Genomic DNA, 15,942 nt, shown 5'->3' with positions numbered 1-15,942 from the left:
AAAAAAATCGACAATTTTTTGTTCAATTAATAATTTTTTTTATTCACGTTGGGCTTATTTAGTGTCTATAAATAGCAATTAGCCGATTAAATTTTCAAAAAGTCTATGCATTCCTTGAGTCGCTGACATCTTTAATAATTCATATTGGTGGGGAACACGCAGATGATCCGCATTTGGATCTATATAGTAGGCTTTACATTGATTTGAAATTTCATGAACTAAAGCTGCAACCGGATATACGCTTAATGTCGAGCCGATCACAATAAAAATATCTGCACTTTGTACTAATTGAATTGCTTCTTCATAAGCAGGTACAGCTTCACCAAACCAGACTACATGTGGACGCAGCGGATAGCCATCTGGGCAAAAGTCTTGTTCTAAATCTAGCTTCCAACCATTAATATCGTAAAACTTTGTTGTAAATTGTGCATTTGGGCCAGAGCTTTTCGCTAAACGAATATTTCCATGCAAATGTAAAACGTTAGAGCTTCCAGCCCGTTCATGTAAATCATCAATATTTTGAGTAATCACTTGTACGTCAAAGTAGTCTTGTAGTTCGGCAATATATTGATGAGCTTCGTTAGGTTCAGCCTCTAAAATATTTTTACGTCGCTCATTATAAAAGCGTTGAACTAAAGCAGGATTCTTTTGCCATGCCTCAGGTGTGGCAACTTGTTGGATGTCGTAATTTTCCCATAAGCCATTGCTGTCACGAAAAGTGCTAATTCCACTTTCAGCACTCATGCCAGCGCCAGAGAATACAACAAGCTTTGTCATAGAAGTCACCGATTCGTAAAACTGAATTTGAATAGATTTTGAATAGATAATAGATAAAGAAAAAACCAGTTTAAGACTAAACTGGTTTTTATTAAATATGAAAAGCTATAGCTATCTTTTATAAGCCAGCTTCATATTCTGCATTTGTTAAAAGTTTTTCAACATCTGCAATGTTGTCTGGTTTGATTTTATAAATCCAGCCTTTTCCATATGGATCGTCATTTACAAAATCAGGATCATCTTCAAGGTCAGTATTTACTTCTACTACAGTGCCTGAAACAGGAGCATGGATGTCAGAAGCAGTTTTTACTGATTCAACCACACCAGCTTGTTCGCCAGCAGTAACTTTACTCCCAACTTCCGGAGTTTCAACGTAAACCAAATCGCCAAGTTCATCTTGTGCATGATCGGTAATCCCGGTAATAACAAGATCACCCTCAATCTTTACCCACTCATGTGTACGTGCATACTTCAGTTCCGAAGGATGATTCATGGTAACTCCTTAAGCTTGTGTCCAATAGTTTTTAACATTATAAGTATGGGTCTTTACGCCAGTTGCTTGGGCTACGGCCACTCCAGCGTTTAAAAGCACGGCTAAAATTTGCAACGTCTGAATAGCCAAGTTCATCTGCAATTTGTTCAAGACTGTAATCTGTACGTGAAAGTAGAGATGTTGCATGTCGATAGCGCACTTCATCAACCAATGTAGAAAATGAAGTTCCTTCAGCCGCTAATTGGCGCTTTAGTGTACGGTCTGACATGTGTAGACATTCAGCTACATTTTCAATGCTTAAATAATGTTGTTCAGAATTACTTAAAATATCACGAACTCGCATTGCTAAGCGACGGCGCTCACCTAAAGCGGAAAGTTCGGCTTCGCACTGATTAATAGCAACCTGACTTGCGATAGGATCAGCATTAACTAATTTAATTCCTAAGTATTTTTTATCAAAACTTGAAATCAGATGTGGCTGGTTGAAGCGAATTGTGCTGCTTAGTTTATTTCTATACTTTTCAAAGCCTTCAGGTTCAGGAAAGTCCAAATCTACATCACCAGCTAAATCTTCGATACCCGTAATCGCTTTAGCCATACTCATGATACCAATGGTCAAACCTAAAACGATTTCTGTCCGTAGAGGTTCAAGTTCGATGTCGCACTGTAATTGTAGGGTAGCTTTTGGCCCAAACGTAGAAAAATAGAGTTGTAAAAAAGGTAGACGTAGTTGAATAAAGCGTGCTGCAAGGGCAATTGCTTCTGTAATATCTTTGGCTGTCATAATTGCATAGCCAATGAAGCCATGAATCGAAATACGCATTTGAGTACCAAGATGGTAACCCAACGTGGTTTCACCAGTTAAATTAAGCGCGTGTTTAACTAGTTCGTTTGCTACAGGTGTAGAAATACGATAATCAGGATCGGCCAGTTGCTCACTAGTAAGATGAAATGGAGCAAATAATGTTTCATCGTTATATCCCCAACGCGAAACAACATCTAATAGCAATAAGCCATAGACTCCCGGAATACCTTGATCTTGACGAGCTGAGGTAATTTTCATATGCGTTCCATTGCTCTCATCAATTTGTCACATGCATTTCTTAAACATCTTGTCATGAAATATAATCTGAGTTTATAAAAACTGTTAGACAATCATATCAACCATGTTTTAAACATTCTTTTTAAAGACAACAATTTTTGTTGTTGAAATAAGTAATACGTCACCATTTTGATTTAAGGCTTGCGTAACGTAACTTACAATACCACGATCTAATTTTGTTTTGGATGGTGTGATCGCTGAAATTTCTGCTTCAACATGAATTTTATCACCTGGTCGAGTAGGGCGTGGCCACCGTAAGCTAGACTCTGAACCAATCAGGCCGCCATGAATCGGCATACATTCTGTCCATAACCGCATAGTAATTGCAGAAGTATGCCAACCGCTAGCAGCAATTCCTTGAAAAATTGGATCGTGCTTAGCTTGTTCTTCATCTATATGGAAGGGTTGAGGGTCATAGGAGCTTGCGAATTTTTTGATTTCATCTAAGGTAATTTCATATTCACGGCTAATGAAACGATCACCAATTTTCAAATCTTCTAAATAAAGCATTAATCTTGACCCTGTAATACTTTTTGTTCAATTAGGAAACCACCTGTTTGACGTTTCCATAACTGTGCGTATATACCATTTTGCGCAATTAACTCTTCATGAGTTCCTTGCTCAGCAATTCGACCTTCATCAAGAACGATTAAACGGTCCATTTGTGCAATAGTAGATAAACGGTGTGCAATTGCAATAACGGTTTTATCAACCATCAGGTCATTTAAACTTGACTGGATTGCTGCTTCAACTTCTGAGTCTAATGCACTAGTTGCTTCATCTAAAATAAGAATAGGAGCATCTTTTAAGAATACACGTGCAATGGCAATACGCTGTCTTTGACCACCAGAAAGTTTAACACCACGTTCACCTACTTGAGCGTTATAACCACTACGTCCTTTTAAATCAACCAATTGCGGAATAAATTCAGCAGCTTTGGCTTTATTTACAGCATTCTCCATGTCTGCATCAGATGCATCAGGGCGACCATATTTAATATTCTCTGCAACTGAGCGATGTAATAAAGACGTATCTTGAGTAACTAAAGCAATATTAGCTCTTAGACTATCTTGAGTTACATCTTCGATGTTTTGGCCATCAATTAAAATGGCACCTTGCTTAAGATGGTAAAAATGTAAAAGCAACTGAATCAGCGTAGACTTTCCTGCGCCAGAACGGCCCACAATTCCTATTTTTTCGCCTGCTCTAATATGCAAGTTGAAGTGATCAATCACATTTTTATTGTTATAAGCAAAGCTTACATCTTTAAATACAATCTCACCTTTGGTCACTGCAAGTGGTTTTGCATCTGGTTTGTCTTGAATATTGATTTTTTTACCTAATGTTTGCATACCATCTTGAATGGTTCCAACATTTTCAAATAAGGCTGACATATGCCACATCATAAATTCAGCCATACTATTAAGTTTTAAAATCATTGCAGTAGTTGCTGCGATTACACCTAATGCTGCTAAACCTTGGGTCCATAGCCAAACAGAGGTACCAATAACACCTACAAACAAAACAGCAGACAACATATTGATGCTGACTTCAAATAGGGTACCTAAACGCATTTGAGCATAGACTGTAGTCATAAACTCTTTCATAGATGCTTTTGCGTATTGGCTTTCACGACCAGCATGGGCAAATAGTTTTACCGTTTGGATGTTGGTGTATGCATCTGTTACACGGCCCGTCATGATCGCTCTAGCATCGGCTTGTTGCTGAGAAACTTTACTTAAGCGGGGGATAAAGAACCATGCGCTTAATAAAAATAGGCTTAACCAAACTAAAAGTGGAATGAGTAAAATTGGTGAAATTGCGCCAAGAACAATGCTGACTGTAATGAAGTAAATGCTGACGTATGCCAACATGTCACCCAAAATAACCCAGAACTCACGGATTGCTAATGCTGTTTGCATAACCTTAGCAGAAAGTCGTCCTGCAAAGTCATTATGGAAAAAGTCCAAGCTTTGTTTCAATAAAAGGTTATGGAAACGCCAGCGCAAACGCATTGGGAAGGTACTATATAAAATTTGATGTTTGATAATAGATTGAATATTTACAAAAAAGATGTTGGTAAATAAAACACCAATTAAAATGAGTAAATCAGTAGCATGCTGACTTAAAAAGCTTTCCGGATGACTTTTACTTAACCAGTCTACGAGTTGTCCAATCTTTGAAAAAAGTAAGGCTTCAAAGCTTGCAGCACCTGCTGTAAAAAGAATAAGTAAGAATAAGTAAGGGCGTAGGCCTTCCGTAGATTGCCAAACAAATGGAAAAAAACGAGTCGGTAAAGGTTCATCTAAACCTTTAGTTGGGTAGGGATCTACAAGTTTTTCAAACCACTTCAGCATGAATTACTACCTTTGACACAAAAGCCACTTAATTAAATCTTTGCAATTTAATTTGCAAAAAGTCAGTTAGATCAATATCACTTAGGGTTTAGATCTTGTGAATATATGCAAATACACATGAACTGATAATGTTGTACGTCTTAAATTAATACATGACGCAAAAATGGAGACTCGAAGAAATCTTCAAGAACGTCGCGAGGACTAAAAATATTATTCATTATATCGAGATTAATAGATAAAGGGTGAAGGAATTTATTCTTTAAGTATTTTTTATTAGTATTTTGAACATCTGTTAAATTATTACAGCTACACATATTAGAAAAGGCCTTTAGATTTGGGTCATAAAGGCCTAAGTATCGTATTACCACATTAGGTCATCTGGAATAACATATGCTGCATATGGATCTTCCTCATCAGTGGCTTGTTCGTTTTTCTCAGCATTATTGATCAAAATGAAGCCTTGCATTTTTTGATCAATTTTTTCACCTAAAGCTTTCGGAAGATAGGCGTATTGATCTTGATCTTTAGCAATAACTAGGCTACCTGCAACAAGTGCATTATAAACTTGCTGAGATAGATAAACTTTTTTGATTTTATTCTCATCAATAAATTGATAAGCCACATCCCCAGCAAAATCAGTAATCTTGTGCTGCTTAATCATCTGAATGATTGATGCTTTAAGTGCTTTTTCTTCAAGCTGTTTCTGTTTTTCTAAATTTAAAGCCTGATCTTTAGCTAACTTTTCTTGTTGAGCTTTTTCAATATTTGCTTTGATTTCAGCTTCATTACTTAGCCCAAGACGTTGTTCGTGATGAGCTTGCTTTGTTAATTTTTTTGCTTTTTTATTATCAACTAAACCAGCTTTTAATAACTGTGCTTGTAAGGCATTTTTAACCATGTCTTAGTCCTTTAGAGGTGGTCCCACATGTTTGAACAACTAAAAGCTTATTTATAAGTGATACTCTGCTCTAGTTAAGCTACCTTATTTTGTTGTGGTAGCTGGTCATAGTAAAACTCATCTGGAGTCATTTTGTCCAGACTCGAATGAGGTCGTTTCAAATTATAAAATTCAAAATATGCGTTTAATTGCTTCTTCGCATCCAAAACATTGCTGTAGGCTTTGAGATACACCTCTTCATATTTAACGCTCCGCCATAATCGTTCAACCATCACATTATCAACCCATCGACCTTTACCATCCATGCTGATTTGGATGTCATTTGATTTCAATACATCAATAAATGCATCACTGGTAAACTGACTGCCTTGGTCTGTATTAAATATTTCAGGTCGACCATATTTTTCAATAGCTTCATTTAATGTTTCTATGCAAAATGTAACCTCCATACTAATCGATACTCTATGCGCAAGTACCTTGCGGCTATGCCAATCAATCACAGCACATAAATAAACAAAGCCTTTTGCCATAGGGATATACGTTATATCCGTAGACCACACTTGATTACTGCGCTGAATAGCCAATCCTTTGAGCAGATATGGATATTTGCGGTGAGCTTGATTAGCCTGGCTTAAATTTGGTTTGCAATATAACGCATTAATGCCCATTTTCTTCATTAAAGTACGTGTATGACGTCGTCCTATATGATGTCCTTGACGATTCAACAAATCACGCATCATACGGCTACCTGCAAAAGGGTATTGCATATGTAACTCATCCATACACCGCATCAGCTTCAGATCTGATGCACTCACAGGTTTTGGGCGATAGTAATAACAACCACGGGAGACTTTCAGCAGCTGAGCTTGCTTAGATACTGAAATCTGAAGTGAGTCATCGATTAACTTTTGTGGTTGAAGCGGCCCAGTTTCTTCAACACACCTTCTAAAAAATCAATTTCTAATGCCTGCTCACCGATTTTTGCATGTAGTTTTTTTAGATCGATGGGTGGTTCTGTTGGAGCTTTTGATTGATCGAAAGCTTGCGAGGAAGCTGAAATCAGTTGATTTTTCCAGTCGATAATTTGGTTTTGATGAACATCAAATTCAGCACTCAATTCAGCAAGTGTTTTTTCTGCTTTAATCGCAGCAAGTGCTACCTTAGCTTTAAAATCATTTGAATGATTTCTTCTTGGTCTACGTGCCATAAAATACTCCATATATTGATGTTTATAACATCATTTGGGGAGCAAAATATCACTTATAAGTGTTGTTCAAATTTCCTGATCCACCTCTTTTTGTGAAGTTGAAGTACTATAGAGATAAACTATCCAGTAAGAAATACTTAAGGCTAAGCTTAAAATTGCTGGCAATAAAAATGATTGTAATTTCAAATATGGATGTACTGAAGCAGCAAGAATTCCACCCAGCAGAAAGCCAACAAGAATAAGTAAATGTAAAACAATACGTCGATTTTCTACAATTAAGCCTCTGGCTTTATATCCAAGTGCTAAACCAATATCAGTCAGCACACCAGATAGATGAGTAGTGCGAATAATCGTTCCTTTGTAGTGGCTTACCATCGCATTTTGTAACCCCATTGCCGTACAAGCCCATAATAATCCATAGCGTGGAAAATAAGGAAGCAATAGCCAGCAAAGGAAAATGAATAAGGCAACAAGGCTCAAAGGTAAGCCATAACGACGACCTAGTCGAAAATGACTACTACCTAAAATAAAACCACTATAAAATGAACCGCAAACATAACAAATAATCACCAGAAGTAAAAAAATGATATGTTCTGGTTGCCACTCTACCAAACTCATAGCCAGCATACTAACGTTGCCAGTCATATGTGAAATAGATTGATGCAAAAGAGTAATTAACCCTAAGACATTAATCATTCCGGCATTAAATGCCAGCAAAAAGGCTCCAAGTTGGAACCAGTTTGGTAGACGTTGAAATGGCATTTTGTTTAAGACGTTTGCTTAGAGCGAATATCTACAGCTGCGGTAAATAATACATCTGTAGATGAGTTAAGGGCTGTTTCTGTAGAGTCTTGCAATACACTGATAATCATACCAACAGCTACAACTTGCATAGCAATTTCTGTTGAAATACCAAATAAACTACAAGCGACTGGAATGAGTAGTAAAGAACCACCTGCAACACCAGAAGCACCACAAGCTGAAACAGTAGCAACAACTGATAAAATAACCATTGTCGCAAAATCAACATGAATGCCAAGCGTATGGACAGTTGCTAATGTAAGTACAGTAATTGTGACTGCTGCACCTGCCATATTTACTGTTGCACCTAAAGGAATAGAGACACTAGCTGTAGATGGGTTAACACCTAAACGCTCTGCCAAATCTAAGTTAACTGGAATGTTTGCTGCTGAGCTTCGAGTAAAGAAAGCTGTAATACCACTTTCTTTTAGACATTTAAATACGAGAGGGTATGGATTTCCACGTATAGTAAGGGCAACAAGAATAGGGTTGATAACTAAAGCAACAAAGAACATGGTACCTAACAATACCACTAATAATTGTGCATAGCTTTCAAGTGTTGCAAGGCCGGCATCGGCAAAAGTCACAGCAACTAATCCGAAAATACCGACTGGTGCAAAAGCAATTACTTTATGAATAATAGCACTTACAGCATGTGAAACATCCTGCATCACTTGTTTTGTGGTGTCTGAGCTATGACGCATAGCTAAACCTAGGCCAATTGCCCAAGCTAAAATACCAATAAAGTTAGCTTCACTAATTGCTTGAACAGGGTTCGCAATAAAGCTTAAGAGCAAGTTTTTTAATATATCTGCGAGACTACCAGGCGCTTGTAAGTCATTATGCGAAACTGTATTGAGGAATAATGTGCTTGGAAAAGAAAGACTGACAATCACAGCTGTGAAAGCTGCAAGCAACATACCTGCCACATATAGAATCATAATAGGGCGTAAATTGGCGCTATGACCCACTTGGAAGTTGGCAATAGAAGAAAGCACCAATACAAAAACTAAAATAGGGGCAACCGACTTTAAGGCTTTAATGAAAAGCTCACCAAATAAACTTAAGTAAGGCGTAACGTTCGGAAATAGTAATGCAACGCCTATCCCTAGAATAATGGCGATAATAATCTTAGTGACTAAGCTTAATCGAGAAAAGAATGCAAGCATATAAAGGCCTTATTAACCTAATCATGGCTAAAGGTTGAACAAGCGGAGTATTTTATACTTAAGTGATGTGAATCTTAAGCTTTTTTATAGCACCTATAAGTATTTATACTTAATGGTAATATTAAATATTTGTTTTTATTGGCCTTAATTTAATATTTTTAATTTTGTAGTTGGTGATTTTGCTTGTTAATTGCTCATTAAAAAACTAGTTATATCAAAAAGCTGTGAAAGCATGGAATAGGCTAAAGAAAATAGGGTGGCAAAAAGTTAAATATGGTTGAGCTTTTTAGAAAAGCTACGCGAATTTTCAAAACTTTGTGCTTGGATTGGACTCTAAGCTTTCAAGCTGAAAAATCGCATATTTCAGGAAGTTACTACTATTATTATAATTTATAATTTAAAAAATATTATTTACTTGCACAGTACAGCTGATGAAGCGTATTTAAAATTGAATGCATATTGTCATCCTTAATTGAATAAAAAATTTGCTTGCCATCACGACGGGTTGATACAACATCACTTTTGCGTAGCATCATAAGTTGTTGTGAAAGAGTGGGCTGGGTAATTTGGGTCTTCTCTTCAATTTGAGAAACATTTAACTCCTCATAAGCTAAGTGACATAAAATTAATAAACGATCTGTATTAGCCAAAGATTTAAGAATTCCAACGACTGAATCAGCCGCATTTTTCATTTCTTCGATTTGGAGTCCATCTTTCATACTTTATACCTATATCAATATAGCGGGCATAGTATAGATTGATCTTATGAAAATGAATGTAGCAAAACTAATCAATCCAATGGTTTTTGTTGAAAAGCAATATAAGGGGAATTGATAAATAAGTAGTCTTTCTAATTAAAAACAACTATTTGTATTTCTTTTGTGTCTAAAATGTTGCTTTGTGTTATAAGTGTAATTGTTAAGTATAAGTGAAACGAAGTCAACCTAAAACAATTTCAATTTGCTTTCGATAAATAGTTAAATCTAATTTATCTTGAGACAAATCATAAAAAATGATTGAGTTTTTATTTTTTAAATATATAATCTGTTTTGTACAGACAGGTCTGTATATTTTGGTTCAGTAAGGTCGAAAAAAACGTCTAATTGTGAACCAAAATGACTTTCAGACGCAGCGTGATACATAAGAAGAATCATTAAATATAAGAAGAAGAATATCACGCTTTATTTTTATGCCGCTCTTTCGAAATCGATTAATTTTTCTACTCGAGTCCAGTAATCATTAATTTTTATTGAACCATGTTCGACTTGAGCCTGTATGGTCATACCTTCCAAAATATTAACGAGTAGTAAAGATAGGGGAACTGGCTCTTTTACATCATACTGGTTAAGAAGATTTTGCATGAGTTGGGTCAACCAAGCTTTATACAAAGTGGCAGGTTGATGTGTTGAAGGATATTGTTTTAAAACCTCTTCCAAGGCTTTTTGAAACATACAGCCATTAAAATCTTCGCTATTAAACCAGTCGGAATACCATAAAAATACTGCTTTAATTCTCGCAAGAGGGTCTAACTCATCATGTTTTGATAAGGCAGAAGTAAGAGAGTTTTGTAGAAGCGTATTTCGAAGAAGCAGACACTCTTCAATTAATTTTTCTTTTGATGGAAAATGCTTATAGAAAGTCATTTTTGCAACGCCAGATTCATTAATGATGCGATCTACACCTATAGAATTATAGCTATACGAGTTAAAAAGTCTTAATGCGGTGTTAATAATGTCATCTTTTTTCGACATATTTTAGCCTCTCACAAATGAATTGCTATTAGCTTGAACGGTGATCTTTATCAATGAGAATCTAGATAATTTAATTTTACAAGGTATTGTTTGTTATTGATAGAAAAAAGATATTATTTTTTTAAACGCTAAAGTTTTACTTTTAAGGCAATGGTAAAGAGTTTTAGGCTATATATTTAAATAATTATACTTCCTTTTTCAAAATCTTTTAACTCCAATATTTTTGCGATAAGTCGATTTTAAAGTTTAAAAAGGAAAATTAATAAACAAAAAACAAATTTATTTTTGAGTTTGTCGGCCAATTTAAAAGTGGACTTCCCGTTGCTTTGAAAAGTCCACTTTTATTAAAGTTTCTTACTCTGAAGGTGGTAAAAGCATCAAAATAGATTCATTGAGTAAGTAAGCAACATTCTCAAGGATTTCAAGCTCATTAAATTCGCTATCGAAAGCTAAGCTTTCTCCATCAGCAATAGCCTTTAATTTTGGTGCAAAAGTTTCAGCTATACATAGCGCTTCGCCATTTCCCCAGAAGCTTAGAATTCCATCACTTTCTGTATAAAGTAGGCGAGAGGCAGGTTCTAATAAAACCTCATAACCTTCATGTAAGATCTCTTGAAGATCATCGGCTTCGATCTCATCAGGTTCTGGAATATTATCTGGATATTTAGGTTCGCTCATATATGACATGATTGCTGCATCAAGTGCTGTAGAGTCTTGCAACTGAGCTAAAACTAAGTCTTTTAGATAACTTAGTTCAGTTGAGTTAATTTCACCAATTTGACTCATTTGTTTGCGTGCGATATCTACAACAGGATTTTGAAGTAAAATATTAGCTGAAAATTGATCGCTAATACGTTCCATCATTCCTGCAACGTTTGGCATGCGAAAGCCAAATGAGAAAGTTAGGCAGTCATCTTCGGCAACCCCATAATGTGCCATTCCAGGTGGAACATAGAGTAAATCGCCTGGTGCTAAAACCTCATCAAATTGCACATCTATTTCTGGCAAAAGTTTTAATGGTTGATTGGGTACAAATGCAGTATTTGCATCGCACATTTGACCTAGCTGCCAGCGACGATGACCATGACCCTGAACTAAAAACACATCATAAAAATCGAAATGTTTCCCAACTGAACCACCCTTAGGTGCATAAGACACCATAATATCGTCGCGGCGCCATTGAGGAATAAAAGGAAATTTTTTCCAAAGTTCAGAAAGATCAAAAGAGTAGTGATCTACCGCCTGTACTAAAATTGACCATAATTTTGGTAGCTTTTGAAAATCACCCTTAGTTAAAGGTGAAGACTTTACGTGCCATTCATTTGGATTTTTATCTTTTTGGCGAATCAGTCTGGCACTTGCGTGTTCTTCCAAGGCAAGTTCTTGCACATCCTGAGGTTGTAAAAGACCTATAATTTCTGGTAATCCGTTACGCACCAGTAAAGGTTTTTTCTGCCAATACTCTGCTAAAAATTGCTCGGCAGTAATGCCGCCTAAAACTGTTAAAGGTTCTGTCATGGAAATAACCTATTTATAAAATATCTAGAATTAAGGAATTTGTAGATCAAGTTGCCTTAAAATATGGCAAAGTTGAATCATAGGAAGACCCATCAGTGTGGTCTGGTCTTGGCCTATCATTTTTTCAAACAAGCTAATTCCTAAACTTTCGCACTTAAAGCTACCTGCGCAATGTAGTGGCTGATCTAATAAAACGTAACGTTCAATTTCAGCTTGATTCAGGTTCCGAAATTTAACTTGATAATGTTCAACAAGCGTTTGCTCAAAGTCTCTATCGAGCCATTGCACGCTAAGAGCTGTACTAAAAAAAACAGTTCGACCAGAATTATCTGCTAGTTGTGCTTTGGCATTTTCAATAGTCATCGGTTTGCCAATAAAGTCATGCGGGGCATGTTCTCGCCAAGCAACTTGATCTGAACCAATAACGATGGCTGATGGGTTCTGTTCAGCAATCACCTGAGCTTTTGTGAAAGCGAGCCTTTTTGCAAGTTCATCGGCATGGGTTTCATCGCGAGGACTTTCATCAATATCGGGACTAATACAAATATAATTAATTCCAAGACGGTCCATTAAGTCTTTGCGAGTTTGACTACTCGAAGCCAAAATAATTTGTGGCTGAACCATTACACTGCAAATTCCATTAATACATCTAAAGGTACATAGCTTAATACAGCTTGATGACATGCATGTATTTTAATAGGAGGCGCTTCACCAGCTTGATAAGCCTCTACCCAGCGAGTTACGCAGATACACCAGAAATCACCCGGTTTTAAACCAGGAAAGCCTACTTCTGGTAAAGGAGTAATAAGATCATTACCAATTTTCTGAGAAAAATTTAAGAAATCAGAGGTCATTTGTGCACATACGGTGTGTTGACCAAGGTCTGTTACTGCAGTGTGGCAGAAACCATTTCTAAAATAGCCTGTAATAGGGTCAAAGCAACAACTTGCTAAAGGTTCCCCTAAAACATTTAAGCGATTGATTTGTGGATCTGGATGAATAGACATAATGGGTGAAATATCAAATAACTACCTCTATCATAATCAAAACTGGGGCTTTCTACAGCTTTTATGCAAAAAAACTAACCTTTTTTGATGTAATCATTTAAAATTGGCGCGTTTTTAAAATCATAAAGAGAGCTTTACATGAATTTTCAGCGTATGACTGACCTTAACTTAACAGGCAAACGTGTCCTTATTCGTGAAGATTTAAACGTTCCTGTCAAAAATGGTGTGATTACTAGCGATGCTCGCTTACGTGCAGCATTACCAACTATTAAAGCTGCTTTAGATAAAGGCGCAGCAGTGATGGTATGTTCACATCTAGGTCGTCCTGTTGAAGGTGAACCAAAGCCAGAACAATCACTTGCACCAGTCGCTGCTTATTTAACAGAAGTATTGGGCCAAGAAGTTAAATTATTAACAGATTATCTAGAAGGCGTTGAAGTTGAAGCTGGTCAAGTTGTATTGCTTGAAAATGTACGCTTTAACCATGGCGAAAAGAAAAATAATCCAGAGCTCGCTCAAAAATATGCTGCATTATGTGACGTATTTGTTATGGATGCATTTGGTACTGCTCATCGTGCAGAAGCATCTACGGAAGGTGTAGCTCGTTTCGCTCCAGTTGCTGCTGCTGGTCCTTTGTTGGCTGCTGAGTTAGATGCACTAGGCCGTGCAATGCAAACTCCTGAAAAACCAATGGTTGCAATTGTTGCTGGTTCTAAAGTTTCAACTAAACTCGATGTTTTAAACTCACTTTCTAGTATCTGTGATCAACTGATCGTTGGGGGCGGTATTGCAAATACATTCTTAGCAGCTGCTGGTTTTAACGTTGGTAAATCATTATATGAAGCTGACTTGGTTGAAACTGCTAAACAAATCGCTGCTAAAGTAAGTGTTCCACTTCCTACAGATGTTGTAGTTGCTGATGCATCGCAAATTAATTTTGAAGATTTCTTAGGTTCTTTAGCAGCAGCTCAAGCTGTTGTGAAGAAAGTAGAAGATGTGACTGCAAATGATATGATTTTAGACGTTGGACCAGAAACAGCTAAAGCATTTGCTGATATTTTAACAACATCAAAAACGATCCTTTGGAATGGTCCAGTAGGCGTATTTGAGGTAGATCAATTTGGTGAAGGTACCAAAGCGCTTTCTCTTGCGGTTGCTCAATCGGAAGGATTCTCGATTGCTGGTGGTGGAGATACATTAGCTGCGATTGATAAATATAACGTCGCTGACCAAATTGGTTATATTTCTACAGGTGGTGGTGCATTCCTTGAGTTTGTTGAAGGAAAAACATTGCCAGCAGTTGCTGTTTTGCTTGAACGTGTTTAATACTGTTATATAGAAATAAGAAGGGATTGGGTAACCAATCCCTTTTTCATTGATAAGTCATTAAACTGTCATATATTTGCAATAAAATGTCGAGTATTAAATCACCAACTGTGGAAAATAGTGATGAATTTAAAGCTTACATTTGCTGCTATATTAATTGTACCGATGATGTTGACTGCTTGTGCTAAGAAAGATGAAGCATCTCAAGCGGGTCAAGAATCAGCTGCATCTACTGCTGTTTCTGAAAAAGTAACGCCTGAGCAACAAGCAGCAATTGATGCGATTGATAAGCCAGTTCTAGATGAAAAGAATACAGATGTGGTTGAAGGTAGTGCGCCAAGTGAGGCTGCTGCTTCAGAAACACATTAATTTGTTGTTTTTTGTTAAAAAATCCCTGCAAATGCAGGGATTTTTTTTGAAATACTGTGATTTGTTGCTGAATTGAAATAAATGACAGGGTAGAATAAGCCGCACTACCTGGGAGGATATTATGGCACTCATTTCAATGCGCCAGCTCTTGGATCACGCTGCTGAACATAACTACGGCGTACCAGCATTTAACGTAAATAACTTAGAACAAATGCGTGCAATTATGCTTGCCGCGGATGCAACCAATTCACCTGTAATTGTTCAAGCATCAGCTGGAGCTCGCAAATATGCAGGCGCTCCATTCTTACGCCATCTTATTTTGGCTGCAATTGAAGAATGGCCACATATTCCAGTGGTAATGCATCAAGACCATGGAACAAGCCCTGATATCTGTCAGCGTTCAATTCAGCTTGGCTTTAGCTCAGTGATGATGGACGGTTCATTAGGTACAGATGGTAAAACACCTACTTCTTACGAATACAACGTTGATGTAACTCGTAATGTTGTTGCTTTAGCACATGCATGTGGTGTTTCTGTCGAAGGTGAGATTGGCTGTTTAGGTAGCCTTGAAACTGGTATGGCTGGCGAAGAAGACGGTGTTGGTGCAGAAGGTGTACTTGATCACTCACAACTTCTTACTTCTGTTGAAGAAGCGACTCAGTTTGTTGCCGATACAAATGTAGATGCATTAGCGATTGCTGTAGGTACTTCACATGGTGCTTACAAGTTCACTCGTCCACCTACAGGTGATATCTTGGCAATTGACCGGATTAAAGAAATTCATGCGGCATTACCAAATACTCATCTTGTTATGCATGGTTCAAGTTCTGTGCCGCAAGAGTGGTTGAAAGTAATCAATGAGTTTGGCGGTGATATTAAAGAGACTTATGGTGTACCTGTTGAACAGCTTGTAGAAGCAATTAAACATGGTGTGCGTAAGATCAATATCGATACAGACTTACGTTTAGCATCTACTGGTGCAATTCGTCAGTTTATGGCTGAAAACCCAGCTGAGTTCGATCCACGTAAATACTTTGCTAAAACTGTAGATTCAATGAAGCAAATTTGTATTGATCGTTATGAAGCGTTTGGTACAGCTGGAAATGCTGACAAGATTCGCCCGATTTCTCTAGAGAAAATGGTTGATCGTTACAAATAATTCCCGTT

At 37.0% G+C, this 15,942-nt stretch carries 17 protein-coding genes; 3 read left to right on the top strand and 14 right to left on the bottom strand.

Annotation, left to right across the window (positions count from 1 at the left end; all coding sequences use genetic code 11):
* Positions 1-78: 78 nt before the first annotated feature.
* From H7R46_RS09800 to H7R46_RS09735, 14 genes are all read right to left on the bottom strand, one after another.
* The gene (locus H7R46_RS09800) at positions 79-786 is read right to left on the bottom strand and encodes an SIR2 family NAD-dependent protein deacylase (RefSeq protein WP_080631109.1); all 708 of its coding nucleotides are present in this window, start codon (positions 784-786) and stop codon (positions 79-81) included.
* Positions 787-895: 109 nt separating this feature from the next.
* Positions 896-1,270, bottom strand: coding sequence for a glycine cleavage system protein GcvH (gene gcvH, locus H7R46_RS09795; RefSeq protein ID WP_005069578.1), 375 nt, complete (start codon positions 1,268-1,270; stop codon positions 896-898).
* A gap of 37 nt (positions 1,271-1,307) precedes the next feature.
* On the bottom strand, positions 1,308-2,333 hold the full coding sequence (locus H7R46_RS09790; protein ID WP_002121430.1) for an AraC family transcriptional regulator: 1,026 nt from the start codon (positions 2,331-2,333) through the stop codon (positions 1,308-1,310).
* Positions 2,334-2,441: 108 nt separating this feature from the next.
* The gene (locus H7R46_RS09785) at positions 2,442-2,882 is read right to left on the bottom strand and encodes a MaoC family dehydratase (RefSeq protein ID WP_002121358.1); all 441 of its coding nucleotides are present in this window, start codon (positions 2,880-2,882) and stop codon (positions 2,442-2,444) included.
* A complete protein-coding gene (locus tag H7R46_RS09780) occupies positions 2,882-4,729 on the bottom strand; it encodes an ABC transporter ATP-binding protein (protein ID WP_182924197.1) in 1,848 nt (615 codons plus the stop codon). The genes H7R46_RS09785 and H7R46_RS09780 overlap by 1 nt, the downstream gene beginning before the upstream one ends.
* 361 nt (positions 4,730-5,090) lie before the next feature.
* Entirely contained in the window at positions 5,091-5,627 is a 537-nt protein-coding gene (locus H7R46_RS09775) for a DUF2058 domain-containing protein (protein WP_002121466.1), read from the bottom strand.
* A gap of 74 nt (positions 5,628-5,701) precedes the next feature.
* A protein-coding gene (locus tag H7R46_RS09770) for an IS3 family transposase (RefSeq protein ID WP_085944219.1) occupies positions 5,702-6,846 on the bottom strand; the annotation gives its coding sequence in 2 pieces (ribosomal slippage) (positions 5,702-6,582 and positions 6,582-6,846; 1,146 coding nt in all).
* A 54-nt stretch (positions 6,847-6,900) separates the two neighbouring features.
* The gene (locus H7R46_RS09765) at positions 6,901-7,596 is read right to left on the bottom strand and encodes a YoaK family protein (protein WP_182924196.1); all 696 of its coding nucleotides are present in this window, start codon (positions 7,594-7,596) and stop codon (positions 6,901-6,903) included.
* Between the two features lie 5 nt (positions 7,597-7,601).
* A complete protein-coding gene (gene sstT / locus H7R46_RS09760) occupies positions 7,602-8,804 on the bottom strand; it encodes a serine/threonine transporter SstT (protein WP_005069570.1) in 1,203 nt (400 codons plus the stop codon).
* Between the two features lie 407 nt (positions 8,805-9,211).
* On the bottom strand, positions 9,212-9,523 hold the full coding sequence (locus H7R46_RS09755) for an ArsR/SmtB family transcription factor (RefSeq protein ID WP_002121379.1): 312 nt from the start codon (positions 9,521-9,523) through the stop codon (positions 9,212-9,214).
* 468 nt (positions 9,524-9,991) lie between these two features.
* Complete coding sequence (locus H7R46_RS09750) at positions 9,992-10,555, bottom strand: TetR/AcrR family transcriptional regulator (protein ID WP_002121343.1); 564 nt, start codon at positions 10,553-10,555, stop codon at positions 9,992-9,994.
* 354 nt (positions 10,556-10,909) lie between these two features.
* Positions 10,910-12,073, bottom strand: a complete 1,164-nt coding sequence (locus H7R46_RS09745; protein ID WP_005069568.1) for a cupin domain-containing protein — start codon at positions 12,071-12,073, stop codon at positions 10,910-10,912.
* A gap of 30 nt (positions 12,074-12,103) precedes the next feature.
* On the bottom strand, positions 12,104-12,697 hold the full coding sequence (locus H7R46_RS09740) for a Maf family protein (RefSeq protein ID WP_005069567.1): 594 nt from the start codon (positions 12,695-12,697) through the stop codon (positions 12,104-12,106).
* Entirely contained in the window at positions 12,697-13,080 is a 384-nt protein-coding gene (locus tag H7R46_RS09735) for a DUF2237 family protein (protein ID WP_002121396.1), read from the bottom strand. Before H7R46_RS09735 ends, H7R46_RS09740 begins: the two co-directional genes overlap by 1 nt.
* Positions 13,081-13,218: 138 nt before the next feature.
* Here H7R46_RS09735 and H7R46_RS09730 point away from each other — a divergent pair, with 138 nt between their 5' ends.
* The 3 genes from H7R46_RS09730 (at position 13,219) to fba (ending at position 15,934) form a co-directional block, all read left to right on the top strand.
* Positions 13,219-14,406 (top strand): phosphoglycerate kinase, encoded by a 1,188-nt coding sequence (locus H7R46_RS09730; RefSeq protein WP_005069563.1) that lies wholly within the window; start codon positions 13,219-13,221, stop codon positions 14,404-14,406.
* Between the two features lie 123 nt (positions 14,407-14,529).
* Positions 14,530-14,775 (top strand): hypothetical protein, encoded by a 246-nt coding sequence (locus H7R46_RS09725; protein WP_005069561.1) that lies wholly within the window; start codon positions 14,530-14,532, stop codon positions 14,773-14,775.
* Positions 14,776-14,896: 121 nt separating this feature from the next.
* Positions 14,897-15,934 (top strand): class II fructose-bisphosphate aldolase, encoded by a 1,038-nt coding sequence (gene fba / locus H7R46_RS09720; protein WP_002121428.1) that lies wholly within the window; start codon positions 14,897-14,899, stop codon positions 15,932-15,934.
* Positions 15,935-15,942: the final 8 nt, after the last annotated feature.

The organism is Acinetobacter sp. BEC1-S18-ESBL-01, from assembly GCF_014169935.1.
Taxonomy (GTDB): Bacteria; Pseudomonadota; Gammaproteobacteria; order Pseudomonadales; family Moraxellaceae; genus Acinetobacter; species Acinetobacter pittii.
This window is presented reverse-complemented; position numbering and strand designations above follow the sequence as displayed.